This window comes from Pseudomonas sp. SORT22 (genome assembly GCF_018417635.1).
GTDB lineage: Bacteria > Pseudomonadota > Gammaproteobacteria > Pseudomonadales > Pseudomonadaceae > Aquipseudomonas.
Genome location: NZ_CP071007.1, coordinates 4134081 through 4160319 on the forward strand (window position 1 = coordinate 4134081; position 26239 = coordinate 4160319).

Annotated in this window: 16 protein-coding genes; 12 read left to right on the forward strand and 4 right to left on the reverse strand. The window is 63.8% G+C overall.

From position 1 onward, the window contains the following. Position 1 precedes the first annotated feature (1 nt). Positions 2-12964, reverse strand: coding sequence for a non-ribosomal peptide synthetase (locus JYG36_RS18895; RefSeq protein ID WP_213602019.1), 12963 nt, complete (start codon positions 12962-12964; stop codon positions 2-4). Positions 12965-13299: 335 nt separating this feature from the next. On the opposite strand from JYG36_RS18895, the gene JYG36_RS18900 reads away from it, so the two are divergent. After that, a complete protein-coding gene (locus JYG36_RS18900; RefSeq protein WP_093385407.1) occupies positions 13300-13830 on the forward strand; it encodes an RNA polymerase factor sigma-70 in 531 nt (176 codons plus the stop codon). Positions 13831-13893: 63 nt separating this feature from the next. On the opposite strand, the gene JYG36_RS18905 is transcribed toward JYG36_RS18900, so the two are convergent. Next, positions 13894-14907 carry a GNAT family N-acetyltransferase gene (locus JYG36_RS18905; protein WP_045200484.1) on the reverse strand — a complete coding sequence of 338 codons (1014 nt, stop codon included), beginning with the start codon at positions 14905-14907 and terminating at the stop codon, positions 13894-13896. A gap of 62 nt (positions 14908-14969) precedes the next feature. Further along, positions 14970-15731 (reverse strand): substrate-binding periplasmic protein, encoded by a 762-nt coding sequence (locus JYG36_RS18910; protein WP_045200574.1) that lies wholly within the window; start codon positions 15729-15731, stop codon positions 14970-14972. 207 nt (positions 15732-15938) lie between these two features. Here JYG36_RS18910 and JYG36_RS18915 point away from each other — a divergent pair, with 207 nt between their 5' ends. Then, on the forward strand, positions 15939-16490 hold the full coding sequence (locus tag JYG36_RS18915; protein ID WP_195883411.1) for a 3'-5' exonuclease: 552 nt from the start codon (positions 15939-15941) through the stop codon (positions 16488-16490). Positions 16491-16560: 70 nt separating this feature from the next. Beyond that, a complete protein-coding gene (ppnP, locus tag JYG36_RS18920) occupies positions 16561-16845 on the forward strand; it encodes a pyrimidine/purine nucleoside phosphorylase (protein WP_010225980.1) in 285 nt (94 codons plus the stop codon). A gap of 78 nt (positions 16846-16923) precedes the next feature. Here ppnP and JYG36_RS18925 read toward each other — a convergent pair whose 3' ends face one another. Next, positions 16924-17613, reverse strand: coding sequence for an alpha/beta family hydrolase (locus JYG36_RS18925; RefSeq protein ID WP_093385412.1), 690 nt, complete (start codon positions 17611-17613; stop codon positions 16924-16926). A gap of 49 nt (positions 17614-17662) precedes the next feature. Here JYG36_RS18925 and ccoN (JYG36_RS18930) point away from each other — a divergent pair, with 49 nt between their 5' ends. The 9 genes from ccoN (JYG36_RS18930) (at position 17663) to ccoG (ending at position 26238) form a co-directional block, all read left to right on the forward strand. Further along, on the forward strand, positions 17663-19087 hold the full coding sequence (ccoN, locus tag JYG36_RS18930; protein WP_213602021.1) for a cytochrome-c oxidase, cbb3-type subunit I: 1425 nt from the start codon (positions 17663-17665) through the stop codon (positions 19085-19087). Positions 19088-19097: 10 nt separating this feature from the next. Then, positions 19098-19706 (forward strand): cytochrome-c oxidase, cbb3-type subunit II, encoded by a 609-nt coding sequence (gene ccoO, locus JYG36_RS18935; protein WP_038996265.1) that lies wholly within the window; start codon positions 19098-19100, stop codon positions 19704-19706. 5 nt (positions 19707-19711) lie between these two features. Further along, entirely contained in the window at positions 19712-19909 is a 198-nt protein-coding gene (locus tag JYG36_RS18940) for a cbb3-type cytochrome oxidase subunit 3 (protein ID WP_010225988.1), read from the forward strand. Continuing rightward, a complete protein-coding gene (gene ccoP / locus JYG36_RS18945) occupies positions 19906-20853 on the forward strand; it encodes a cytochrome-c oxidase, cbb3-type subunit III (RefSeq protein WP_093385416.1) in 948 nt (315 codons plus the stop codon). Before JYG36_RS18940 ends, ccoP (JYG36_RS18945) begins: the two co-directional genes overlap by 4 nt. A 487-nt stretch (positions 20854-21340) precedes the next feature. Beyond that, positions 21341-22783, forward strand: a complete 1443-nt coding sequence (gene ccoN, locus JYG36_RS18950) for a cytochrome-c oxidase, cbb3-type subunit I (RefSeq protein ID WP_038993873.1) — start codon at positions 21341-21343, stop codon at positions 22781-22783. After that, a complete protein-coding gene (gene ccoO / locus JYG36_RS18955; RefSeq protein ID WP_036994387.1) occupies positions 22783-23391 on the forward strand; it encodes a cytochrome-c oxidase, cbb3-type subunit II in 609 nt (202 codons plus the stop codon). Before ccoN (JYG36_RS18950) ends, ccoO (JYG36_RS18955) begins: the two co-directional genes overlap by 1 nt. Before the next feature lie 5 nt (positions 23392-23396). Next, a complete protein-coding gene (locus JYG36_RS18960; protein ID WP_010225992.1) occupies positions 23397-23594 on the forward strand; it encodes a CcoQ/FixQ family Cbb3-type cytochrome c oxidase assembly chaperone in 198 nt (65 codons plus the stop codon). Further along, positions 23591-24571 carry a cytochrome-c oxidase, cbb3-type subunit III gene (gene ccoP, locus JYG36_RS18965; RefSeq protein ID WP_045200473.1) on the forward strand — a complete coding sequence of 327 codons (981 nt, stop codon included), beginning with the start codon at positions 23591-23593 and terminating at the stop codon, positions 24569-24571. The genes JYG36_RS18960 and ccoP (JYG36_RS18965) overlap by 4 nt, the downstream gene beginning before the upstream one ends. 251 nt (positions 24572-24822) lie before the next feature. Beyond that, on the forward strand, positions 24823-26238 hold the full coding sequence (gene ccoG, locus JYG36_RS18970; RefSeq protein ID WP_045200470.1) for a cytochrome c oxidase accessory protein CcoG: 1416 nt from the start codon (positions 24823-24825) through the stop codon (positions 26236-26238). The last annotated feature ends 1 nt before the right edge of the window (position 26239 follow it).

A 26239-nucleotide genomic window follows, 5' to 3' on the forward strand; every position in this document is an offset into this window, starting at 1 on the left:
CCTACAGCGCTTCCAGTTCAGCCATCAGGTCACTGAGACGGTCGACCTTGTCATCGCTCAGCTCACTGGCCTTCAGGCTCTGGACATAGGTTGCCAGCTCCTCGACCGTGCTGCACTCGAACATCGCCCGCAGCGGCACGTTCAGTTGCAGCACCTTTTGCACCCGCGAGGCGATCTGGGTGGCCAGCAGCGAATGCCCGCCCAACTCGAAGAAGTTGTCGCGCACCCCGACCCGCTCGGCCTTGAGCACCTCGGCCCAGATCCCGGCCAGGGTGCTCTCCAGTTCGCTGCGCGGCGCCAGGTAGGCCTGGCTGTGCTGGGCGCCGATGTCGATGGCCGGCAAGGCCTTGCGGTCGAGCTTGCCGTTGGCATTGAGCGGCAGTTGCTGGAGCCAGGCCCAGTGCAGCGGCACCATGTACTCCGGCAACTCGGCACGCAGGCGCTGCTTGACTTGCTCCAGCAGCACGCTGGTATCGACACCCGCAGTGCTGGCCACCAGATAGCCGACCAGGTGCTTGCCATTGACCCCGTCCTGCACGCCGACCGCCGCATCGCGAATCGCGCTTTGCTCATGCAGGCGCGCTTCGATCTCGCCCAGCTCGATGCGGTAGCCGCGGATCTTCACCTGATGGTCGATACGGCCGACGTATTCGAGCACGCCGTCAGGCCGCCGGCGCGCCAGGTCGCCGCTGCGATACAGGCGCTCGCCCGGTGCGCCGAACGGGTGCGGGATGAAGGCTTGCGCAGTGCGCAGCGGGTCGCCGACATAACCACGGCCGACACCGGTACCGGCCACACACAACTCACCGACGGCGCCCAGCGGCACCAGTTGCTGATCGTCGCCTATCAGGTACAGGCGGTTGTTGTCGGTCGGCGTACCGATTGGCAGGTAACTGCCACGGGTCGAGGCAGCATCGACGCGGAAGAACGCCACGTCATCGGAACACTCGGCCGGGCCATAGGCATTGACCAGGCCGATGTGCGGGTAGCGCTGCAGCCACTGCCAAGCCAGCTCCGGCGGCATCGCCTCACCGGTCGGCAGCATCCAGCGCAAGCCATCGAGCTGTTGCTGCTCGCTGGCGAGCATGCCCTGGATCAGCGACGGCACGCTTTCCAGTACGGTAATGCCGGTAGCCTGCACGTGTTCCAGCAACCCTTGCGGGTCGTGGGCAATGGCGTTCGGCACGATGGCTACCTGGGCCCCGAACAGCGGTGCGGCGAGGAACTGCCAGACCGAGATATCGAAACTTTGCGAGGCGGTCTGGGCAATCACATCCTGCTCGTCCAGTTGCAGGTACGGCACCTTGCTCAACTGGTTGTTGAGCATGCCGCGCTGCTCGACCATCACCCCCTTGGGCAGGCCGGTGGAGCCTGAGGTATAGATCACATAGGCAAGGTTGTCCGGCCCGCTGTAGATACCTGGATTAGCATCCGGCCCGGCGACTGCCTGGACCTGCTCCCAGACCAGCAACTTCGGCCGCCCGGCACAGCTGAGCTCATCAAGCAGAGCACGGCCCTGCTCGGCACAGGCTGCGCTGCACACCAGCACCGGGGTACGACTGAGTTCGATGATCCGCTGCAGGCGTGCACCCGGCAGGCCAGGGTCCAGCGGCAGATAGCCGGCGCCGGCCTTGAAACTGCCGACGATCATGCCCAGCAGCGGCAGGTCGCGTTCGGCCAGCAGCGCCACAGGCTGATCGATTGCCACGCCGGCGGCCACCAGCGCATGGCCCAGGCGGTTGGCCTGGCGGTTGAGCTCGAAGTAACTCAGCGAGTGTTCCAGGCAGCGCGCGGCAGTGCGTTGCGGATGCGCGGCGACCCGCGCCTCAAACAGTTCGACGTAGCTTTGCTCAAGGCTGTAGGCCTGCTCGCTGCGGTTGCAGTCGTCGAGCAAGAAGCTGCGCTCGGCTTCACCGAGTAATGGCAACTCGCTGACCTCGCCCTGGAAGCCGTCGGCCAGGGCCAGCAGCAGGCGCTTGAATTCGGCGAGCAAGCGCTCGACCGTGGCAGTGTCGAAGTAGCGCTGGTCGAACGACAAATGCAGGCCGAGGTCATCGCCCGGGTAGCAGACGGCGGTCAACGGGAAGTTGGTGTGGGTGCGCCCGGAATCGGAACTGGCGTTGAGGCTTTGCGCGCGATCGAGTACGGCAACCTCCACCGGCGCGTTCTCGAACACGAACAGGCTGTCAAACAGCGGCTGGCCCTTGGGCAGTTCGCTGCATTCCTGGATGCTCACCAGCGGCAGGTACTCGTACTCGCGCAGTTCCATGTTGCGTTCCAGCAGGCCTTGCAGCCACTGGCGCACGCTGCAGCGCTCGCCCGCGGCCGGCAGTTTTACCCGCAGGGCGATACTGTTGATGAACAGCCCGACCGTACGCTGCATCTGCGGCATGCTCACCGGCCGGCCCGCCACGGTGACGCCGAAGACCACGTCGCGCTCGCCGCTGTAGCGGCTCAGCACCAGCGCCCAGGCGGCTTGGGCAAAGGTGTTGATGGTCAGCTGATGAGCCTGGGCCAGCTCGCGCAAGCGGGCGCCATCGGTGGCATCGAGGCGCGTGTAGCAATCGCCGACGACCATTCCGGCATTTTCCACCGCATGGTCACGCAGCAATGGCCGGTCGCTGGGCACCGCGGTGCTGCGCTCGAAACCTTCGAGGTTGTTGCGCCACCACTGGCGCGCCTCGTCCAGGTTCTGGTGCTGCAGCCAGCTGATGTAGTCGCGGTAGCGCGGCGGCACCGGCAGTTGCGCCTGACGGCCCTCGCCCAGGGCCAGGTAGATCTCGAAGAAGTCATTCATCAGCAGCGAACGGCACCAGGCATCGATGAGGATGTGGTGGTTGCTCATCATGAACCAGTAGCGGTCCTCGCCCACCCGCACCAGGCGCAGGTGGAACGGCGCCTGCTGAAGCAGGTCGAAACCGGCCTCGCGCTCGTGCTTGTGCAATGCCTGCAGGCGCGCTTCCTGTTCAGCTTCAGGGATACCCGACCAGTCTTGATAGTCGACCGCCGTCGCCCCCGGTTTGTGAATGATCTGTAGCATGGCCTCGCCGGCGTTCCAGCAGAACGAGGCGCGCAAGGCTTCGTGACGGCCAACCACCGCTTGCCAGGCCTGGGCAAAGCGCTGCGGGTCCAGCGCGCTGTTGATCCGGTAGCGGTCCTGCATGTAGTAGATGCCGGTGCCCGGCTCCAGCAGAGTATGCAGCAGCAGGCCCTCCTGCATCGGCGTCAGCGGATAGACGTCGTCGATTTGTGCAGCGGCGACCGGCAAGGCATCGATCTGCTCCTGGCTCAATTGCGCCAGCGGGAAGTCCGATGGCGTGAAGCTGCCAGTGCCCGGCGCCAGGCAATGCTCGATCAGGGCAATCAGTTCGAGCCGGTAGGCTTCGACCAGGGTTTCGATGGTTTCCTGGTCATAGCGCTCACGGCTGAAGGTCCAGCGCAACTGCAACTCACCACCGTACACCTGGCCATCGACGCTCAGCCAGTTGGGCAGCGGCGCCTCCAGCGCATGGGCAAGCCCGACGCTTTCATCCACCGGCTGGTACAGCGCGCCGGCCTGGAACTGCTGGTCGAACTGGCCCAGGTAGTTGAAGGTGATCCGCGCCTGGGGCAACGCGGCCATGGCTTCGCGCACCGGCGCATCGGCCAGGTAGCGCAGCACACCGTAGCCCAGGCCCTTGTGCGGCACCGTGCGCAATTGCTCCTTGATGGCCTTGATCGAAGCGCCCTGCCCAGCCGCCTCTTCGACGTTATGCGGGCTCAGGCTCAGCGGATAGGCACTGGTGAACCAGCCGACGCTGCGGGTCAGGTCCATGTCTTCGAACAGGTTCTCCCGACCGTGGCCTTCCAGTTGCACCAACACCGAGCTGTCGCCGCTCCAGCGGCACAGCACGCGAGCCAGGGCGGTCAGCAGCAGGTCGTTGACCTGGGTGTGATAAGCAGCGGGCGCTTCCTGCAGCAATTGCCGGGTATGGGTCGCGTCCAACTGGACGCTGAGGGTCTGCGCCTGCTGGTGCAGGTTCGCCCCCTGCGGGTGATCGCAGGGCAGTTCGCGGCTGGCGCGGCTCAGTTGCGCTTGCCACCAGCTTTGCTCGTCACGCAGCGAGTCGCTGCCGGCATAAGCCAGCAGGCGCGCCGCCCAGTCGCTCATGGCGCGGGTCTTGGCCGCCAGCGGCTGACCGCGGTACAGCGCTTGCAGGTCTTCCAGCAACACCCGCCACGACACACCATCGACCACCAGATGATGGATCGCCAGCAACAGGCGCTGGCGGCCCTCGCCGTCTTCGACCAGCAAGGCGCGCAGTAGCGGCCCCTCTGCCAGGTCGAGGCTGCGCTGGACATCGCTGTACAGCCCCTGGCAGTCGCCCAGGTCGGCTACCGAGGCCTGCCAGAGCAACTCGCGCTGGTCGGCCTGGGCGTATTCACCGTGCCACTGACCACCTGCCTGGGTGAAGCGCAGGCGCAAGGCATCATGCTGCTGAAGCAACTGCTGCAAGGCCTGCTCCAGGGGCTTGCCGTGCACACGCTCGGCGGGTGCCAGCAATACCGCCTGGTTCCAGTGCTGAGGGTGCGGCACATCGCTGTCGAAGAACCAGTGCTGGATCGGCGTCAACGCCGCGCGGCCGCTCAGCGGGCCCTGATCGATCTGGCTGGTTTCGCTGCGGCTGACCACGGTCGCCAGGGTCTGGATGGTCTGGTGCTGGAACAGATCGCGCGGGGTAAAATGCAGCCCGGCCTGACGCCCACGGCTGACCACCTGGATCGACAGGATCGAGTCACCGCCCAGTTCGAAGAAGTTATCCTGCAGGCCAACCTGCTGAACGTTCAGTACCTCGCGCCAGATCGTCGCCAGTTGCTGCTCCAGCTCGCTGCGCGGCGCTTCATATCGTTGGCGGCCCTGCTCAAGGTCCGGCGCCGGCAAGGCGCGGCGGTCGAGCTTGCCATTGCCCATCAGCGGCAGCTGTTCAAGCAGTACCAGGTGAGTCGGCACCATATAGTCCGGCAGTTGCAGGCGCAGCTGCGCCTTCAGTGCATCACGCAGCGCGGCCTGTTCGGTGGCATCCGCCAGGGCCTGGTCGCAGACAAGATAACCCGCCAGTTGTTTGCCCCCGGGCATGTCCAAGGCCAGCACCACGGCTTCGCGCACCGCCGGGTGTTCGAGCAGGCGGGTTTCGATCTCGCCCAGCTCGATACGAAAGCCGCGAATCTTCACCTGATGGTCGATTCGACCGACATACTCCACCAGCCCGTCAGCACCCTGGCGCACCAGGTCGCCGGTACGGTACAGGCGCCCGCCATTGGCGCTGAACGGATCGGCAACAAAACGCTCGGCGCTCAAGCCCGGGCGCTCGTGGTAACCCTGGGCCAGGCACGTGCCACCGACGTACAGCTCGCCAATGCCGCCTTGCGGCAACAGGGCCAGGTCGGCATCGAGGATATACGCGGTGCGCGCACCGACCACGCTGCCGATCGGCACGCTAGCGGCGCCGGCTTCCAGTTGCGCGGGGGCCAGGCACGCCAGGGGCATGACCACGGTTTCGGTCGGGCCATAGGCGTTGAAAAACTGCTGCGGGGTGAAGGCCTGGCGAATGCGCTGCAAGTGCTCGCCGGTCAGCGCTTCACCGCCGGTGATCACCAGGCGCACCGGCAGCGCTTCGTTGCGGCTGGCCAGCCATTGCGCCAGCTGGCTGCCGTAACTTGGGGTAAAGCCAAGGATCGATACCTGCTGCTCGCGGATCAGCGTGCAGATTTCTTCCGCGCCCCACTGCCCCTGGGCACGCAGCACTACCCGCGCGCCACAGAGCAGCGGCACCAGCAGGCGCTCACTGGCCGCGTCGAAATTGATCGAGTAAAAATGCAGCTCACAGTCGTCGCTGCGCATGCCGAAGCGCTCGATCACCGCCTGGCAGTGCATGGCGATTTCACCGTGGCTGACCACCACGCCTTTGGGCTTGCCGGTGGAGCCGGAGGTGTAGATCAGGTAGGCCTGATGGGCCGGCAGGGTCAGCGACGGCAAGGCTTCGCGGCTATACGCGGCGAGGCCGTCACGGTCGTCTTCCAGGCACCAGCGGCCGACCTTGGCCGGCAACTCGCCGAGGGCTTCGAACAGTGCCCGCTGGCCCAGCAACAGGGCGATGCCGCTGTCCTCGATCATGTAGTGCAGGCGCTCCAGCGGGTACTCAGGGTCGAGCGGCACATAGGCGCCGCCAGCCTTGAGGATTGCCAGCAAGCCCACCACCAGTTCCAGCGAACGCTCCAGGGCCAGGCCGACACGCACCTGCGGGCCGACGCCGCGCTCGCGCAGCACCCGGGCCAACTGGTTAGCGCGAGCATCGAGCTCGGCATAGCTCAGGTGCTGACCGGCAAAGGTCAGGGCCAGGGCCTCGGGCTGGCGCGCAGCTTGTTCGCTGAACAGCTGCTCAAGGGTCTGATCCAGCGCCAGGCTGTTGTCACCCTTGAGCGAGTCGCACAACGCCTGTTGCTCGACCGCCGCCAGCAACGGCAACTCGCCCAGGCGCTGCTCGGGATCACCCAGCAGCGCCACCAGCAGGTTCTGCCAGTGGCCGGCCATTTGTGCGATGCGTGGTTCGTCGAACAGGTCGCGGCTGTAAGTCAGGCAGCAACCCAGGCGGCGGTCGAGGTCGGTGACTTCCAGGTTGAGGTCGAACTTGGTCGCACGGGCGTCGTTGACCAGGTACTCGACCTGCATGCCGGCAAGCTCGCGGCTTTGCTGGAACTCCCAGCGCTGGACGTTGCACATCACCTGGAACAGCGGGTTGTAGGCACTGCTGCGGGGCGGCTGCAGGGCCTCGACCAATTGATCGAAAGGCAGGTCCTGATGGGACTGGCCATCGATCACGGTCTGGCGTACCTGCTCGATCAGCTCGCTAACGCGCATCTGCCCGTCGAGCTGGCAACGCAGCACCTGGGTGTTGAGGAAGGCGCCGATCAGGCCTTCGCTTTCCGGACGAATGCGGTTGGCCACCGGCGCGCCGATGCGCAGGTCGCTCTGGCCGCTGTAGCGGTACAGCAGCGCCGCCAGGGTGGCGGTCATGGTCATGAACAGGGTCAGACCGCGCTCGGCATTGAAGGCACGCACCCGCGCCACCAGCTCCGGGCTCAGGTCGAAACGATAGAGCTCGCCACGGTGGCTTTGCACCGTCGGACGCGGGCGGTCGGCAGGCAGTTCCAGCACTGGGTGCTCATCGCCCAGCTTGGCCTGCCAGTAGTCGAGCTGGCGCTGACGCTCGCCGCTCTCCAGCCACTGGCGCTGCCATGCGCTGTAGTCCAGGTACTGCACCGGCAAGGGGGGCAGCGGCGATTCGCGCTCGTCGACAAAGGCCTCGTACAGCTCGCCCAGCTCGCGGGCAAAGATGTCCATGGCCCAGCCTTCGGTGACGATGTGGTGCAACGTCAGGACGAAGTAGTGCTCACGCTCGCCGGCCTTGACCAGGCAGGCGCGCAGCAGCGGCCCGCGCTCCAGGTCAAACGGCTGGTGCGCCTGCTCATCGGCAAAGGCCTGCAGGCGTTGCTGGCGATCCACCACGCCATAACTGGAAAAATCCAGCCAGCTCATCTGCAGGTTGCTGTCTTCGGCCACGCACTGGTACGGCACGCCGTCGATGCTCGGGAAGGTGGTGCGCAGGGTTTCGTGGCGCACGATCAGTGCCTGCAACGCCTGCTCGAAGCGGCTGACATCCAGCACCCCGCTCAGGCGCGCCATGCCGCCGACGTTATAGGCCGGGCTGTCGGGTTCCATCTGCCAGAGGAACCACATACGCTGCTGGGAGTAGGACAGCGGCACCGCCTGGCGACGGTCGATGCGCTGGATTTCGCCCTGCAGGTTGCGCGCGCCACTGTGCTGGATCGCCTCAACCGCAGCGGCAAAGGCCCCCAGTTCGCTGGCCTCGAACAGCGTGCGCAGCGGCAACTCGACGTTGCAGGCCTGGCGGGTACGGGAAATGATCTGGGTGGCCAGCAACGAGTGGCCACCGAGGGCGAAGAAGTCATCCTGCAGGCCAACCCGCGGGATGCCCAGCACCTCGCGCCAGATCGCGGCGATCTGCTGCTGCAGGGCACTGCCCGGCTCGATGTGTTCACGCGATTGCCATTGCGGCTCGGGCAAGGCCTTGCGCTCGATCTTGCCGCTCGGGCCCAGCGGCATCTGCGCCAGGTGAACCAGTTGCGCCGGGACCATATAGGCAGGCAATTGCTCGGCCAGGGCGGCCAGCATCTGCCCGCTCGCGTCGATACCGCTGTAGTAGCCGACCAGTTGCGGGCCGGCAGGGGTGTCGCGAATCATCACCAGCGCCTGCTCGACGCCGGGCTGCTTAAGCAGGCAAGCCTCGACCTCTTCGGGCTCGACCCGAAAACCGCGCAGCTTGACCTGCTGATCAAGGCGGCCCAGGTACTCCAGCGCCCCCAGGTCAGCCAGCCAGCGCGCCCGGTCACCACTGCGGTACAGGCGCTGGCCGTCGCCATCGGGCTGCGGCACGAAACGTTCGGCGGTCAGTCCCGCGCGTCCCAGGTAACCCCGGGCCAGACCGACGCCGCCCAGGTACAGTTCACCCGGCACGCCGGGCGAGGTAAGTTCGAGTTCATCGTCGAGCACCCTACACAGTACGTTAGCCAGCGGCCGGCCGATCGGCGAACGCGTACCGTCGGCAGCGCTGCACGGCCAGTGGGTAACGTTGATGGCGGTTTCGGTCGGGCCGTAACGGTTGTGCAGGGCCACCTGCGGCAATACCTGCAGCACCCGCTCACGCAGGCTGGCCGACAGCGCCTCACCGCCAGAGAACAACCGGCGCAGGCTGCTGCACTGTGCCGCCAACGGCTCCTGGACAAACACCTGGAGCAAGGCCGGGACGAAGTGCAAGGTGGTCACGCCATGCTCGCGCACCAGCTCGGCGATACGCTGCGGGTCACGGTGCTCGCCGGGGCCGGCCAGCACCAGTTGGCAACCGTTGACCAGCGGCCAGAAGCATTCCCACACCGACACGTCGAAGCTGATCGGCGCCTTCTGCATCAGCACGTCGCTGTCATTGAGTTGATAGCTGTCCTGCATCCACTGCAGGCGCTCGGCAAGTGCCGCGTGGGTATTGCCGACGCCCTTGGGCTGGCCGGTGGAGCCGGAGGTGTAGATCACATAGGCAAGGTTGTCGCCGTGCAGGTGCAGGCCCGGTGGCTGGCACGGCCAGCTGTCGAGCTTGAGGCGGTCCATGGCGATGGCGCTGACATCTGCGGGCAGGCTCAGGCGCTCGAGCACGTCGCTGTGGCTCAGCAGCAGGCTGGCACCACTGTCGGCGAGCATGTAGGCCAGGCGTTCTGCAGGGTAATCGACATCCAGCGGCACATAGGCCCCCCCGGCCTTGAGGATGGCCAGCAGGCCGATCAGCAGTTGCGGCGAACGCTCGGCGGCGATAGCCACGCACACATCCGGGCCAACGCCCTTGTCGCGCAGGTAATGGGCCAGGCGGTTGGCCTGCTGATGCAGGCTGGCGTAATCGAGGCTGCCGCCTTGCCACACCAGGGCGGTGCGTTCCGGAGTCTGGCGGGCTTGTTCGTTGAGCTGCTCAACTAACCACTGTTGTGCCGGCGCCGCCGGCGCCTGGCCCCAGGCGAGCAATTGCGCACGGCCATCGGCGTCCAGCAGTTGCAGCGCACCGATGGCGACCTGTGGTTGCGCGCAGACTTGCTCCAGCAAGCCGACCAGTTGGGCGCTGATGCGCGCCACGGTCGCGGCATCGAACAGCTCGTCGGCATAGTCGAACGACAGGCTCAGGCGGCCCTGATGGTCTTCTTCACTGTGCAGTTGCAGGTCGAACTTGGCCTCGCGGCTGTGCCACGGCAGCTCATCGGCCAGCAGCCCGGGAAGCCGACGCAGGGCGCTGAGGTCACGCTGCTGGTGGTTGAACATGACCTGGAACAGGCCCTGCTCGCGCGTTTGCGGGAAGGCTTCGAGCAGTTGCTCGAACGGCAGGTCCTGATGCGCCTGGGCCTCCAGGCTGCGCTCGCGCACCTGGGCCAACAGCTGGTTGAACGGCAGGCGTGAGTCAAGCTCGGCGCGCAGCACCTGGGTGTTGATGAAAAAGCCCACCAGGCCCTGGGTTTCCAGGCGCGGGCGGTTGGCGTTGGGCACCCCGACACGGATGTCGGTCTGCCCGCTGTAGCGGTGCAGCAGGCTCTGAAAGCCGGCCAGCAACACCATGAACAGCGTTGCGTCATGATCACGGGCCAGGCTGCGCAAGGCTTCGGCCAGGGTCGGCTGCAGGCGCACGCTCAGGCGCGCGGCGGCGTTGCTTTGGCGATTGGCGCGCGGGTGGTCGGTGGCCAGGTCCAGCACCGCGTGCTGCTCACCAAGCCGTTCCTTCCAGTACGCCAGTTGCCGGGCACTTTCACCCTCGGCAAGCCACTGGCGCTGCCAACTGCCGTAGTCGGCGTAGCCCAGGCTCAAGGCCGGCAGCCGGGCCTGCTGGCCCTGGCAATGGGCGGCGTACAGGCGCGAGAACTCATCAATGAGGATATTCATCGACCAACCATCGGCGATGATGTGGTGCAGGGTCACCCACAGCTGATGGTCTTCGCTGTCCAGCCGCACCAGGGTCACGCGCAGCAGCGGGCCTTGTTGCAGGTCGAAGGGCTGCATGGCTTCAGCTTCGCGCTGCGCCAATACGTCCTGGCTGCTGGCGGCAGACAGGTCCAGGCGCTGTAGGTTGAACACCTGGCTCGGCAGGATGCGCTGCAAGGCCTGGCCGTCTTCCTCGGCAAACACCGTGCGCAAGGCTTCGTGCCGCGCGACCAGGGCCTGGAAGCTGGCCTGCAGCGCCGCTTCGTCCAGCTCGCCGCGCAGGCGCAGGGCGCCGGGAATGTTGTACGCCGCACTGTGCGGCTGCAGTTGCCAGGTCAGCCACAGGCGGTTTTGTGCCAGTGACTGCGGCAGCGCCTGGGCGCGGTCGAGACGGCTGATGGCGCCACGGGCGACACCGCCATCGTGTTGCAACGCCGCCACTGCCGCGCTGAAGCCGGCCAGGGTCGGCGCTTCGAACAGCACCCGCACACCCAGTTCAATGCCCAACTCATCGGCCAGGTGCGCGCAGGCCTGGGTGGCGGCGATGGAGTTGCCGCCAAGCAGGAAGAAGTGATCGTCTGCGGCGATCTGCTCAAGGCCCAGCAATTGGCCCCACAGGCGGGCAACCCGGGCTTGCATACTGGTCGCCGCAACCGCCTGATCAGCCACCGCTGCTGCTTGCGGGTCGGGGAAACGCGCGTAGCAATCGAGACTGCCATCGTCCATGCGCAAGCGGCAGGCCGAGCGCTGCAGCTTGCCGCTGGAGGTCTTCGGCAAGGCGCCAGGGTTGAGCAGCAGGACCACCGCCGGCGCCTGCTGGCAGGCATCGGCGATCACCTGGCGCAGGGTCTTGATCAGGCTCGCAGGGGTGATGATTTTCTGTACGTTGCGGCTGACCTCGACGGCCACGCCGATGCCCTCCTCGCCGCAGTCATCGACCGCGAACACCGCCACCCGGCCTTTGCGCAGCACCTCGACTTCACGCTCCAGGGTCTTTTCCAGGTCCTGCGGGTAGAGGTTGTGGCCGCGTACGATCAGCAAGTCCTTGAGCCGACCGGTGACGAACAGCTCGCCATCGCGCAAGAAGCCCAGGTCACCGGTGCGCAACCAGGTCCGCCCGCCCTGCTCGACAAAGGTGCGCGCCGAGGCTTCGGGGTTGCGCCAGTAGCCCTTGGCGATGCTCGGGCCAGTGGCCCAGATTTCACCGACCTGGTTGTCGGCCAGCGGTGCCAGCGCGTGTGGCTCGACGATCTGCACCGCATGCAGCGGCTGGCTGCGCCCGCAACTCATCTGCACCGTGCCCCGGCCCGCTTCGGCGCTGTTGCGCGCCAGCGCCTGGCGATCAAGCTCCAGTGCGCCAATACCTTGGCCGCGGGTGCTGCCGCTGACGAACAGCGTGGCTTCGGCCAGGCCGTAGCTGGCAAAAAAATTCTCCGGCACAAAGCCGCAAGCGGCGAACTTGTCGGCGAAGGCCTGCAGGCTGTCCTGGCGGATCGGCTCGGAGCCGGAATAGGCCACCCGCCATTTACTCAGGTCGAGGCTGGCCATTGCCGCGGCGCTGACCCGTTCGCTGCACAAGCGATAGGCAAAGTCCGGCCCGCCGCTGATGGTGCCGCCATGGTCGCTGATCGCCTGCAGCCAGCGCTGCGGCCGGGCAAGAAAATACGCCGGGGCCATCAACACGCAGGGCACGCCACTGAAGATCGGTTGCAGCAGGCCGCCGATCAGGCCCATGTCGTGGTACAGCGGCAGCCAGCTGACGATCACGTCATCAGGGTTCACATCGATGCCGAAGCCCTCGCGGATCAGCACTTCGTTGGCTACCAGGTTGCCATGGCTGACCTGCACGCCCTTGGGCAATGCGGTGGAGCCGGAGGTGTACTGCAAAAAGGCGATGTCGTCGCCCTGCAGGGGCGGCGCCTGCCAGCCTGCGGCCAGTTCAGCGGCCAGGCTGTCGACTGCCAGCAGTTGTGGCGCGCCGGGCCCGGCCAACACTTCGAGAGCCTGCAGGCTGTCGTGCAGGGCGCTGGTGGTCAGCAGCAGGCGCGGCTCGGCATCGTCGATGATCGACAGCAGGCGCTCCTGGTGGTGACGGCGCGATGACTCTGGCGGATAGGCCGGTACAGCGATCACCCCGGCATACAGGCAAGCAAAGAACGCTGCGACGTAATCCGGGCCACTGGGGAACAGCAGGATGGCGCGGTCCCCCACCTCGGTACGTGCCTGCAAAGCCGCGGCGATGGTCCGCGCCCGCTGATCGAGGTCGTGATAGGAAAGCACGGCTTGATCACGCGGGTCTTCGGCCAGAAAGCGCAAGGCAACCCGGTCGGGTGTGCGCGCAGCACGTTGAACCAGCGCCTGGACCAGCGTAACCGGGAGTTCGAAGGCGTCCGTCATGAGGGGTTCCTGCCAGAGTCTGTACGTGAAATCAGGTCTCGGCCAGCGCAGGGCGGGCACACTGGCACCGCGTTGCGCCTTGCCGGAGCCGAGGATGTACAGAGAGGAACGGATGGCCGGAGGAAATAATTAAGACGTGCGCAGCCGGTCGGGCCAGGTGAAAAAATCTGGAGTTTGAAGCCGGTCACAAAGTAAAAGCTTAGAACCAAAAAGCATAGAGACTTATTAACTTTCGCATTTGACAATAATTATCATTACGAATAGTTTGTCGCACGTCGTAGGAAGCCTCCGAAACTGGAGCGCTCCACTTCCCTCTTAGAGATAAGGTGATTTCCATGGCGGAACAACTATCCACAAGTAAGTGCGATTCACCGTTACTCCAGGCGTTTGTCGACAACCGCAGCATCCTCGTGAAGATTGCCGCGCGCATTACCGGCTGTCGCTCCCGGGCCGAAGACGTGGTCCAGGATGCCTTCTTCCGGCTCAGCGCAGCGCCGCAGATCACCTCCTCGTTCAAGGCCCAGCTCAGCTACCTGTTCCAGATCGTGCGCAACCTGGCCATCGACCACTACCGCAAGCAGGCCATGGAGCTCAAATACTCCGGCAGCGAAGAGGAAGGCCTGAACGTCGTTATCCAGGGGGCTTCGCCAGAAGCCACGCATATCAACTTCGCCACCCTGGAACACATTGCCGAGGCGCTCAACGACCTGCCCCAGCGCACCCGCTACGCCTTCGAAATGTACCGCCTGCACGGCGTGCCACAAAAAGACATCGCCAAGGAACTGGGCGTCTCGCCGACCCTGGTCAACTTCATGATTCGCGATGCCCTGGTACATTGTCGGAAAGTCTCAAGCCAGAGGGCTTGAGAGCGACAAGCTTCAAGCTTCAAGCGGCAAGTGGGTGGTGATGCCGCTTGCCGCGCTTGAGGGTCAAAGCAACCTGCAACCTTCGAAGAACCGCTCCCGCCCCAGAATCATCAATGCCGCACGCTTGTGCGGAAAGTCGAACTCCTTCTCGCAATGAAAACACTGCTCGTGCATGTAGCCGATCATCTTGCCGTTGTCGGCACGTGGCTCGGCCACTACTCGCTGGGTGCGCGGATCGTCCAGGAACAGGTAATGGACCAGCGCTGACAACCAGCTGGCGACCTTGTGCGGGCCACGATGCTGCTCCTCCCCCACCAGCATGTGGATGCCGCGATCGTAGTCGTCCACCGCATAGAATGGCGCGATGCGGTCTTCCTTGGCCCAGTAGGCTTCGAAGTAGGCGAACGGCTGGTCGTCGAAGCTACCGATCAGGGTCAGGCTGTGCGGATCGGCTTCGAGCTTGCTCAGGTAGTCACGGTGCTGTTCGAGGCTGCCGCCCTCCTGCCAGAAGTTGAGCACCCGCGGGTTGTTCTGCCAGCGGTTGAAACGCTCCAGGTCCTGATCGATTTCCAGGGTACGTAACGAGATCCAGGCGCCGAGCCGGGCATCGAAGCGCCGATACACTTCGCCACGCGGTTTTGGTGCGCGGCGGGGATGGCGCTTGCCGTCACTGAGCTGCATCTGCTGCGGGTACACGCCTGCGAAGGGCTGGCCGAGCCAGGGTTGTGGCAATTGCCAGAACAGGCTGCGTTCGCACAGGTACTGGCCCGGGCTCGGTGTGCTGACCAGCAAGCCGCTGTTCAGGGCGTCCTGCGGCGCTTCATGCAGCTGCCAGGTCAGGCGCTGACAACCAGGGTCGCGTGCAAACAACCAGTAACAGACAGCCCACAGGGCTTGCTGCGCGCGGTCGCGCGCGTAGTCTTCAAGCTGCACCTGCAAGGTCTCGCCCCGCTGCAGGCGCACCCGCACCAACGGGCTGCCTTCAAGTACCAGGCTCAGGTGGCAATCACCTTCATCGGCGCTGAGGCTGCGCCAGCGCGGCAAGGACAAAGTCGGCGAAGCGGAATCGAATGGCATGATCGAGGCTCACGGAAGGAATGATCGGCTCACCCTGGTGAACGTAGCCTGTGCAGGCAAATTTAGTCGCCCTTGGGCGTGCTGACGCTGATGCGATAGGGCTGGAAGATTTTCAGCATCGCGCCGTTGTCGCGCAGCGACTGCAACAACCTGGCAAACGCCGGCGCGCTGATCGGCGCACCCGGACGCAGCAGTGCGTAGTGATGGTAGACCTGGTCGACCCGGTCGGAGGCCAATAGCTGGTCGGCGCTTTGCGGGTTACGTACGAGAAAATCGCTCAGGTAAGAACGGGTCACCAGGGCGATATCGGCGCGGCCACGCTGAACCATCAGCAGGTTGCTGTCATGGGAATAGGTCAGGGTCGCGTTGTAGGTGTCGGCCAGGTACTTGGGGTCGGGATTGAAACTGGCGAAGGCGTAGTGATAGCCGCTGTACAACGCCAGGCGCTTGCCCTTGAGGTCGTTGAAGTAGTGCTGATCGCGGCCGGACTGGCGATGGGTGACGAAGACTTCGGCGTCTTCCAGGCCCATGTCGACACTTTCATGGGGGATCTGCTGCCAGCCCCATTCAGGGTTCTCGAAGATCGCCATGTCGGTGCGCCCCTGCTGGAAGTCGCCAAAACGACGCGGGATCGAGGTCGGCACAAGGACGAAGCGATAACGTTGCTGGGTGTTGTTGAGCGCCTCGATCAATTGCGGCAACAGGCCGGTATCGGCGCCCTGCTCGGGCCGTACGGTATAGGGTGGAAAATGCGCTGCGCCGACCTTGACCTCGATTTCCTCTGCTGCCCAGGCTGAGGGCGACAGCCAGGTCGCGGCAAGCATGAACAGCAAGGGCACGGCCTGTGGCATGGGCGTCGAACTCAAAGCAACACACTCTTTGCGGATTTGAACCGGAATCCGCCTAAGCTAGGCGTTTTCCGGGCGTTGCACAACTGTCGGTTATGCCAAGCGCAGCAGGCAAAACGCCAGGGGATACCCGCCGCGCCCGAGTTTGGCTACGCTCTATCGAGTCTTGTATGGGAGCCTACTATGGGCCATTGGCTGGTGATCGACCTTGAAGCAACCACAGACGATGGCGGCTGGCCGGTCACGGATATGGAAATCATCGAAATCGGCGCGACCCTGGTGGATCGCCAGGGCCGTGAAGTCGGGCATTTCCAGCGTTTCGTGCGCCCGCGCCGGCGTCCGCAACTGACGCCGTTCTGCCGTGAACTGACGCACATCAGCCAGGCCAACGTCGACACTGCGGCCACCTTCACCGAGGTCTGGGCGCAGTTCGAGCGCTGGCTCGGCCATCATGCCAAGCACCTGCAAGGCTGGGTCAGCTGGGGCGATTACGACCGCAAGCAACTGCTGCAGGAGTGGCAGCAGTACCAGCTCGCCAGCCTGCTGCAGACCCTGCCGCACATCAACCTCAAGCAACGCTTCGCCAAGGCCCGCCAGTTGCAGCGCCCGCTGGGCCTCAATGGCGCGTTGCAACTGGCCGGCCTGCAGTTCAGCGGACAGCAGCACCGCGCCCTGGAAGACGCGCGCAACACTGCCCGCCTGCTGCCCCTGACCCTGCCGGCCAATGGCACCTGAAAGCGGATGACGACGCTGCGGGCCTTGGGCATACTGGCCTGCCTTTTTAGCCCCTGTTCAGGAGTCGCCCATGTTTAAAGTCAACGAGTACTTTGATGGCACGGTCAAGTCGATCGCCTTCGGCACCGCTGAAGGTCCGGCCACGGTTGGCGTAATGGCCCCGGGTGAATACGAGTTCGGCACTGCCCAGCGCGAAATCATGCACGTGGTCTCGGGCGCGTTGACGGTCAAACTGCCAGACAGCGACAACTGGGAAACTTTCAGCGCCGGCAGCCAGTTCAATGTCCCGGCCAACAGCAAGTTCCAGCTCAAGGTGGCGGTTGATACGGCTTACCTGTGCGAGTATCGCGGTTAAGCCGCTGTAGGAGCGGGCTTGCCCCGCGATCAGCGAGTGGCCACACCGCCGTAATCGCGGGCGAGCCCGCTCCTACCATCAGTGCAAAAAACCTGTGATCCTCTGCGCCGCCGTCGCCAGATGATCGGCATGGCTGAACCCCGAAGCCTTCAGCGGCTTCAGGTCATGATCCCCCGCCTGCAGCCAGCACAGCTCGATCGCTGACGACAGCGCATAACCTTCCACCGTCTGCCGGTTGCCCAGGGCATCGCGCTCGCCCTGAACAATCAGGGTCGGTGTCTGCAATCCGGCCAAATGCGCCACCCGTGGTTTTTCCGGCTTGCCCGCGGCATAGAACGGATAGCCCAGGCACACCAGCGCATCAGCGCCCAACTCATCGGCCACGAGACTGGCCATGCGCCCGCCCATGGACTTGCCACCGATCGCGAGCGTCCCAGTGACCAATGGTCGCACCTGGCTGTACACCTCACGCCAGCATTCGAGCAGTTTGGCCTGGGGATTTGGCGGCCTTTTGCCACCATCGATGCGTCGCTGGGCCATGTAGGGGAACTCGAAGCGCAGCACCCCCAGGCCTTGCTCCGCCAGCCTTTGCGCGATTTCCTCCATGAACCCGCTGTCCATCGGCGCACCCGCGCCATGGGCCAGGATCAAGCACCCCGAATGCTGGCCATCCCCCTGATTTTGCGGGGCATTCCACAGCCAGCCGCGGCTTTTGACCAGCCGCGCCCATTGATCCCCGTCAATACCGGCCAGTTGCCCATTACTCATGCTTGCCTCGCTGTTTAGTCTGCCTATAACCGTGGATGGGAACCCATACATGAACACAACCAGCAGTACCGCCTACAACTACAAGGTGGTCCGCCAATTCGCCATTATGACGGTGGTGTGGGGAATCGTCGGGATGGGGCTCGGCGTTTTTCTCGCCGCGCAACTCGTCTGGCCTTCGCTCAACTTCGACCTCCCCTGGACCAGCTTCGGCCGCCTGCGACCCTTGCACACTAACGCGGTGATCTTCGCCTTCGGTGGTTGCGCACTGTTCGCCGCTTCCTACTATTCGGTCCAGCGTACCTGCCAGACCACCCTGTTCTCGCCACGCCTGGCGGCTTTCACCTTCTGGGCCTGGCAATTGGTGATCCTGCTGGCTGCCATCAGCCTGCCGCTGGGTTTTACCAGCTCCAAGGAGTACGCCGAACTGGAATGGCCGATCGACATCCTGATCACCATTGTCTGGGTGGCCTACGCCGTGGTGTTCTTCGGCACCCTGATGAAGCGCACCACCAAGCACATTTATGTGGGTAACTGGTTCTTCGGTGCGTTCATCATCACCGTGGCAATTCTGCACATCGTCAACAACCTGGAAATTCCGGTCAGCCTGACCAAGTCCTACTCGCTGTACGGTGGCGCCACCGACGCCATGGTCCAGTGGTGGTACGGCCACAACGCCGTAGGCTTCTTCCTGACCGCAGGCTTCCTGGGCATGATGTATTACTTCGTGCCGAAACAGGCCGAGCGTCCGGTGTATTCCTATCGCCTGTCGATCGTGCACTTCTGGGCGCTGATCACCCTGTACATCTGGGCAGGTCCCCACCACCTGCACTACACCGCCCTGCCCGACTGGGCGCAGTCGCTGGGCATGATCATGTCGCTGATCCTCCTGGCGCCAAGCTGGGGCGGCATGATCAACGGCATGATGACCCTCTCGGGTGCCTGGCATAAGCTGCGCAGCGACCCGATCCTGCGCTTCCTCGTGGTATCGCTGGCGTTCTACGGCATGTCGACCTTCGAAGGCCCGATGATGGCGATCAAGACCGTCAACGCCCTGTCGCACTACACCGACTGGACCATCGGCCACGTACACGCCGGCGCCCTTGGCTGGGTTGCGATGATCTCGATCGGCGCCCTGTACCACATGATCCCGAAAGTGTTTGGCCGCGAGCAGATGTACAGCCTCGGCCTGATCAACGCGCACTTCTGGCTGGCGACCATCGGCACCGTGCTCTACATCGCCTCGATGTGGGTCAACGGCATCGCCCAGGGCCTGATGTGGCGCGCAGTCAACGAAGACGGCACGCTGACTTACTCCTTCGTCGAAACCCTGGTGGCCAGCCACCCAGGCTTCATCGTGCGCTTCGTCGGCGGGGCGATCTTCCTCACCGGCATGTTGCTGATGGCCTACAACACCTGGCGCACCGTACGTGCCCCGGTGGCCGCGACCGCCCCTGCCGCTGCGCAGCTGGCCTGAGGAGACCCTGATGAAACACGAAGTAATCGAGAAGAACGTCTTCCTGCTGGTGCTGTTGATGGTGTTTGCCGTCAGCATCGGCGGCCTGACCCAGATCGTTCCGCTGTTCTTCCAGGACGTCACCAACAAGCCAGTGGAAGGCATGAAGCCCTACACCGCGCTGCAACTGGAAGGCCGCGACATCTACATCCGTGAAGGCTGCGTGCAGTGCCACTCGCAGATGATCCGTCCGTTCCGCGCCGAAACCGAACGCTATGGCCACTACTCGGTCGCCGGTGAAAGCGTCTGGGACCACCCGTTCCTCTGGGGTTCCAAGCGCACCGGCCCGGACCTGGCCCGCGTCGGTGGCCGCTACTCCGACGACTGGCACCGTGCGCACCTGTACAACCCGCGCAACGTCGTGCCCGAGTCGAAGATGCCGGCCTACCCATGGCTGGTCGCCAACCCGGTCGACAGCAGCCACACCGAGACCAAGTTGAGCACCATGCGCACCCTCGGCGTGCCGTACACCGATGCCGACATCAGCGGCGCGGTGGAATCGCTCAAGGGCAAGACCGAAATGGACGCGCTGGTTGCCTACCTGCAGGTGCTCGGCACCGCGATCAAGAACAAGAGGTAAGGGCCATGGACTTCACACTGGATATCGGCCAATTGCGCGGCCTGGGCACCCTGCTGGTGGCCATCGCCTTCATTGGCCTGTCGCTGTGGGTGTTCAACGGCCGGCGTGACCGTGAATTCGCCGAAGCCAGCCTGCTGCCGTTTGCCGACGACCGCCTGGCACCTGCCGCCAACGAACCCGAACCGAGGAGTAACGGGCAATGACCACCTTCTGGAGTACGTACATCTGCGTACTGACCATCGGTAGCCTGATCGGCCTGACCTGGCTGCTGCTGGGCACCCGCAAGGGCGAAACCAAAGGCACCACCGACCAGACCATGGGCCACAGCTTCGACGGCATCGAGGAGTACGACAACCCGCTGCCCAAGTGGTGGTTCTGGCTGTTCGTCGCCACCCTGGTGTTTTCGGTCGGCTACCTGATCCTCTATCCAGGCCTGGGCAACTGGAAAGGCATCCTGCCGGGCTATGAGGACGGCTGGACGCAGACCAACGAATGGCAAAAGGAAATGAACAAGGCCGACGCCAAGTTCGGACCGATCTTCGCCAAGTTCGCCGCCATGCCGGTGGAAGAAGTGGCCAAGGATCCGCAGGCGCTGAAAATGGGCGGCCGTCTGTTCGCCTCCAACTGCGCTGTTTGCCACGGCTCCGACGCCAAGGGTGCCTACGGCTTCCCTAACCTCACCGACAAGGACTGGCGCTGGGGTGGCGAGCCGGAAACCATCAAGGCCTCCATCATGGGCGGCCGTCACGGGGTAATGCCGGCCTGGGCCGACGTGATTGGCGAACAAGGCGTTGCCGACGTTGCCGCCTTCGTGCTGACCAACCTCGATGGCCGCAGCCTGCCGCAGGAAGCCAAGGCGGATCCGGCCAACGGCGAGAAGCTGTTTGCCGCCAACTGCGTGGCCTGCCACGGCCCTGAAGGCAAGGGCACCCCGGCCATGGGCGCACCGGACCTGACCCACCCGACCGCGTTCATCTACGGCTCAAGCTTCGCCCAACTGCAGCAGACCATCCGCTACGGCCGCCAGGGCCAGATGCCTGCCCAGGAAGCGATCCAGGGCAACGACAAGGTCCACTTGCTGGCCGCCTATGTCTACAGCCTGTCCCAGGAGCAACCTGCACAAGGCGAAAGCCTGTCTGCCAAGTAAAACGATTGAGTAACTGAGCCTTGACTCAAACCGCCGCATCGGCACCCGATGCGGCGGTTCCCTTCGCCCCTTGCGACCAAGTGTCGCACCCCGCCCTACCCCCGCCTTGCACCCCCCTCGATCACAACTAAGCTTGTTGCCACAGCGACTGAAACAGCCGGTGTGTTTGCACCTTTTTGGGGCATTTTTCGCCAGCGGTTCTGCGCAAAGGCTGATGGGGCCGACTCAAGCGCCGATCGGCGAGTGATGAACGGTACTGCGCACGCGCTCATCGAAAGCCTTTGCCATAGACGAAAAATCAAATTTTGGTACACATACCAGATAATTAATTGTGTACAATTTGCCCACCACAAAGGCTCGAAACCGCCGTGGAACAGGCTTTGGCAAGGATCGGCGCGGGCGCCATCGCGTTGCAATAACCACACGGTTTATACATACTTGCGCCGATTTTTACCCTATAAAAACACCCAAACCGTGGAACCTTAGAATGAGCACAGCAATCAGTCCGACTGCTTATAACTATAAGGTCGTCCGCCAGTTCGCCATCATGACGGTGGTCTGGGGGATCCTTGGCATGGGGCTTGGTGTCTTCATCGCCTCGCAACTGGTCTGGCCCCAGCTGAACCTGGACCTGCCGTGGACGAGCTTCGGACGCCTTCGCCCATTGCACACCAACCTGGTGATCTTCGCCTTCGGTGGTTGTGCACTGTTTGCCACTTCCTACTATGTCGTGCAGCGAACCTGCCAGACGCGACTGATTTCCGACAGCCTCGCGGCCTTCACCTTCTGGGGTTGGCAAGCGGTCATCGTCGGTGCGCTCATTACCTTGCCGCTGGGCTACACCACGACCAAGGAATACGCCGAGCTGGAATGGCCGATCGCCATTTTGCTGGCCATTGTCTGGGTCACCTACGGCGTGGTGTTCTTCGGCACCATCGTCAAGCGCAAGACCAAGCACATCTATGTCGGTAACTGGTTCTACGGCGCCTTCATCGTGGTTACCGCGATGCTGCACATCGTCAACCACGCCTCGTTGCCGGTCAGCCTGTTCAAGTCCTACTCGGCGTATTCGGGTGCCACCGATGCGATGATCCAGTGGTGGTACGGCCACAACGCCGTAGGTTTCTTCCTGACCACGGGCTTTCTCGGCATGATGTACTACTTCGTGCCGAAACAGGCCGAGCGCCCGATCTACTCCTATCGCCTGTCGATCGTGCACTTCTGGGCGCTGATCACCCTGTACATCTGGGCCGGCCCGCATCATTTGCACTACACCGCCCTGCCGGACTGGGCACAGTCGCTGGGCATGGCCATGTCGATCATCCTCCTGGCGCCAAGCTGGGGCGGCATGATCAACGGCATGATGACCCTCTCGGGCGCCTGGCATAAGCTGCGTACCGACCCGATCCTGCGCTTCCTCGTGGTTTCGCTGGCGTTCTACGGCATGTCGACCTTCGAAGGTCCGATGATGGCGATCAAGACCGTCAACTCGCTGTCGCACTACACCGACTGGACCGTCGGCCACGTACACGCCGGCGCCCTTGGCTGGGTAGCGATGATTTCGATCGGCGCCCTGTACCACATGATTCCGAAGGTCTACGGCCGCGAGCAGATGCACAGCACCGGCCTGATCAATGCGCACTTCTGGCTGGCGACCATCGGTACCGTACTGTACATCTCCTCGATGTGGGTCAACGGCATCACCCAGGGCCTGATGTGGCGTGCAATCAACGATGACGGCACCCTCACCTACTCCTTCGTCGAAGCCCTGCAGGCCAGCCATCCGGGCTTTATCGTCCGTGCCCTGGGCGGTGCGTTCTTCGCCTCCGGCATGCTGCTGATGGCGTACAACGTTTTCCGTACCGTGCGCGCCTCGAAGCCGGCCGAAGCTGAAGCCGCCGCTCAGATCGCTGTAGTTGGAGCTCACTGATGAAGCATGAAGTAGTCGAGAAGAATATCGGCCTGCTGGCCTTCTTCATGGTCATCGCCGTGAGCATCGGCGGCCTGACCCAGATCGTCCCGCTGTTCTTCCAGGACGTCACCAACAAGCCGGTCGAGGGCATGAAGCCGCGTACCGCGCTTGAACTCGAAGGCCGCGACATCTATATCCGCGAAGGCTGCGTGCAGTGCCACTCGCAGATGATCCGGCCGTTCCGCGCCGAAACCGAACGCTATGGCCACTACTCGGTCGCCGGTGAAAGCGTCTGGGACCACCCATTCCTCTGGGGTTCCAAGCGTACCGGCCCGGACCTGGCCCGCGTCGGCGGTCGTTACTCCGACGACTGGCACCGTGCTCACCTGTACAACCCGCGCAACGTCGTGCCCGAGTCGAAGATGCCGGCCTACCCATGGCTGGTGGAGAACAAGCTCGATGGCAAGGACACGGTGAAGAAGATGGAAGTCCTGCGCACCCTCGGCACGCCGTACACCGATGAAGACATCGCCGGTGCCCGCGACGCGGTCAAGGGCAAGACTGAAATGGACGCCCTGGTTGCCTACCTGCAAGGCCTGGGCACCATCATCAAAAGCAAACGGTGACATTGATGGATATCGGGATGATTCGTGGCCTGGGCACCGTCGTGGTGATGGTGGCCTTTATCGGCCTGGCGTTGTGGGTGTTCAGTTCTCGGCGCAAGTCCGAGTTCGACGAAGCGACCATGCTGCCCTTCGCGGATGATCCCGAAGCCAGCAAGCACGTCGAGCAAGCGCAAGCGAAAGCGTCTAGGAGTAACAACGAATGACTACCTTCTGGAGTCTGTACGTCACCGTTTTGAGTCTGGGCACCATCTTCGCCCTGACCTGGCTGCTGCTGTCCACCCGCAAGGGCCAGCGCAGCGAAACCACTGAAGAAACCGTGGGCCACGCCTACGACGGCATCGAGGAGTACGACAACCCGCTGCCAAAATGGTGGTTCATGCTGTTCGTCGGCACCATCGTTTTCGCCCTTGGCTACCTGGTGCTGTACCCGGGCCTGGGTAACTGGAAAGGCATCCTGCCGGGCTACCAGTACCTGGACAACGACAAGAAAACCGAGTTTGCCAACGGCCAGGCCGGCTGGACCGGCGTGCACGAGTGGGAAAAGGAAATGGCCCGCTCGGACGCCAAGTTCGGGCCGATCTTCGCCAAATTCGCGTCGATGCCTATTGAAGAAGTGGCCAAGGACCCACAAGCGCTGAAGATGGGCGGGCGCCTGTTCGCCTCCAACTGCGCGGTGTGCCATGGCTCCGACGCCAAGGGCTCCTACGGCTTCCCCAACCTCACCGACAACGACTGGCGTTGGGGCGGCGAACCGGAAACCATCAAGGCCACCATCATGGGCGGTCGTCACGGGGTGATGCCGGCCTGGGCCGAAGTCATCGGCGAACAAGGCGTTGCCGACGTTGCTGCCTACGTGCTGACCAACCTCGATGGCCGCACCCTGCCCAAGGATGCCAAAGCGGATCCGGCCAACGGCCAGAAGCTGTTTGCCGCCAACTGCGTGGCCTGCCACGGCCCTGAAGGCAAGGGCACCCCGGCCATGGGCGCGCCCAACCTGACCCACCCGACCGCGTTCATCTACGGTTCGAGCTTCGCCCAACTGCAGCAGACCATCCGTTACGGCCGCCAGGGCCAGATGCCTGCCCAGGAAGCAATCCAGGGCAACGACAAGGTCCACCTGCTGGCCGCCTATGTCTACAGCCTGTCGCACCAGCCTGAGAAAACCGCTGAAGCGCAGTAATTCGCCCAGCTGGCAAAAGCCCCGTCAGTGAAACTGCCGGGGCTTTTTTATAGACCCTGTCCCGTCCCATGACCTGTGTCAATTGACACGGGCCAATACACTATTAACCGCGATTCCCCAACGCGGCCAAAGGTCGCACCCCTCCCCCCTGGCGGCAGGACAGGCGTATCATGCGCCCTAGAGCAGCAAGCTTTCGACTGCGGCCGGCAGGTACTGGCCGCGGCACTTCTCCACTGCCGTGGGACTCAATGATGAGCAAGCAGATTCCGGTACATGACGTCACCCCGCCTGCCAGTAAAGACACCAGCAGCGTCGATCTCTACGCCTCCCGAGAAAAAATCTACACCCGCGCCTTCACCGGCGTGTTCCGCAACTTGCGCATGGTCGGCGGCGCCGTCCTGTTCCTGCTGTACTTTGGTACGGTATGGCTGAACTGGGGCGGCCACCAGGCCGTCTGGTGGAACCTGCCGGAGCGCAAGTTCTACATTTTCGGCACCACCATCTGGCCTCAGGACTTCATCCTGCTCTCGGGCCTGCTGATCGTCGCCGCCTTCGGCCTGTTCTTCATCACCGTTTACGCCGGCCGCGTCTGGTGCGGCTACACCTGCCCGCAAAGCGTGTGGACCTGGATCTTCATGTGGTGCGAGAAAGTCACCGAAGGTGACCGCAACCAGCGCATGAAGCTCGACAAGGCGCCAATGAGCGGCAACAAATTCCTGCGCAAGCTGGCCAAGCACAGCCTGTGGCTGAGCATCGGCTTTGTCACCGGCATGACTTTCGTCGGCTACTTCTCGCCGATCCGCGAGCTGGTGATTGAGTTCTTTACCGGCCAGGCCGACGGCTGGGCCTATTTCTGGGTCGGCTTCTTCACCCTGGCCACCTACGGCAACGCCGGCTGGCTGCGCGAGCAAGTGTGCGTGTACATGTGCCCGTATGCACGCTTCCAGAGCGTGATGTTCGACAAAGACACCCTGATCGTTTCCTACGACCCGCGCCGCGGCGAAACCCGTGGCCCGCGTAAAAAAGACCTGGACTACAAGGCCAAGGGCCTGGGCGACTGCATCGACTGCACCATGTGTGTACAGGTGTGCCCGACCGGCATCGACATCCGTGACGGCCTGCAGATCGAGTGCATCGGCTGCGCCGCCTGCATCGACGCCTGCGACACCATCATGGACAAGATGAACTACCCCAAAGGCCTGATCAGCTACACCACCGAGCACAACCTGTCGGGGCAAAAGACCCACATGGTGCGCCCGCGCCTGATCGGTTATGCCGTGGTGCTGTTGACCATGATCGGCCTGCTCACTACCGCGTTCGTCATGCGTCCGCTGGTCGGTTTCGACGTCAGCAAGGACCGCGTGCTGTACCGCGAGAACGCCCAGGGGCGGATCGAGAACGTCTACAGCCTGAAGGTCATGAACAAGGACCAGCGCGACCACGTCTACGTGCTCGAAGCCGGCGGCCTGCCTGACCTCAAGCTTGAGGGCGCACGGGAAATCCGCGTCGCGGCCGGCGATATCGTCAGCCTGCCGGTACAACTGTCGATGGCGCCGGAGCAACTGCCGTCGACCACCAACGAAGTCATCTTCACCCTCAAGGACGCTGACGACAGCGCCACCCAGGTTGAAGCCAAGAGCCGCTTCATCGGCCCGCAAATTCGATAAG

Bases quoted from the DNA above. Each gene is read 5' to 3' on its own strand.
- JYG36_RS18960 (WP_010225992.1), top strand. From the start codon at position 23,397: ATGGATATCGGGATGATTCGTGGCCTGGGCACCGTCGTGGTGATGGTG.
- ccoP (WP_093385416.1), top strand. From the start codon at position 19,906: ATGACCACCTTCTGGAGTACGTACATCTGCGTACTGACCATCGGTAGC.
- JYG36_RS18940 (WP_010225988.1), top strand. From the start codon at position 19,712: ATGGACTTCACACTGGATATCGGCCAATTGCGCGGCCTGGGCACCCTG.
- ccoG (WP_045200470.1), top strand. From the start codon at position 24,823: ATGAGCAAGCAGATTCCGGTACATGACGTCACCCCGCCTGCCAGTAAA.
- JYG36_RS18905 (WP_045200484.1), bottom strand. From the start codon at position 14,907: ATGCCATTCGATTCCGCTTCGCCGACTTTGTCCTTGCCGCGCTGGCGC.
- ccoO (WP_038996265.1), top strand. From the start codon at position 19,098: ATGAAACACGAAGTAATCGAGAAGAACGTCTTCCTGCTGGTGCTGTTG.
- JYG36_RS18900 (WP_093385407.1), top strand. From the start codon at position 13,300: ATGGCGGAACAACTATCCACAAGTAAGTGCGATTCACCGTTACTCCAG.
- JYG36_RS18925 (WP_093385412.1), bottom strand. From the start codon at position 17,613: ATGAGTAATGGGCAACTGGCCGGTATTGACGGGGATCAATGGGCGCGG.
- ccoN (WP_038993873.1), top strand. From the start codon at position 21,341: ATGAGCACAGCAATCAGTCCGACTGCTTATAACTATAAGGTCGTCCGC.
- JYG36_RS18910 (WP_045200574.1), bottom strand. From the start codon at position 15,731: ATGCTTGCCGCGACCTGGCTGTCGCCCTCAGCCTGGGCAGCAGAGGAA.
- ccoN (WP_213602021.1), top strand. From the start codon at position 17,663: ATGAACACAACCAGCAGTACCGCCTACAACTACAAGGTGGTCCGCCAA.
- ppnP (WP_010225980.1), top strand. From the start codon at position 16,561: ATGTTTAAAGTCAACGAGTACTTTGATGGCACGGTCAAGTCGATCGCC.
- JYG36_RS18915 (WP_195883411.1), top strand. From the start codon at position 15,939: ATGGGCCATTGGCTGGTGATCGACCTTGAAGCAACCACAGACGATGGC.
- ccoO (WP_036994387.1), top strand. From the start codon at position 22,783: ATGAAGCATGAAGTAGTCGAGAAGAATATCGGCCTGCTGGCCTTCTTC.
- JYG36_RS18895 (WP_213602019.1), bottom strand. From the start codon at position 12,964: ATGACGGACGCCTTCGAACTCCCGGTTACGCTGGTCCAGGCGCTGGTT.
- ccoP (WP_045200473.1), top strand. From the start codon at position 23,591: ATGACTACCTTCTGGAGTCTGTACGTCACCGTTTTGAGTCTGGGCACC.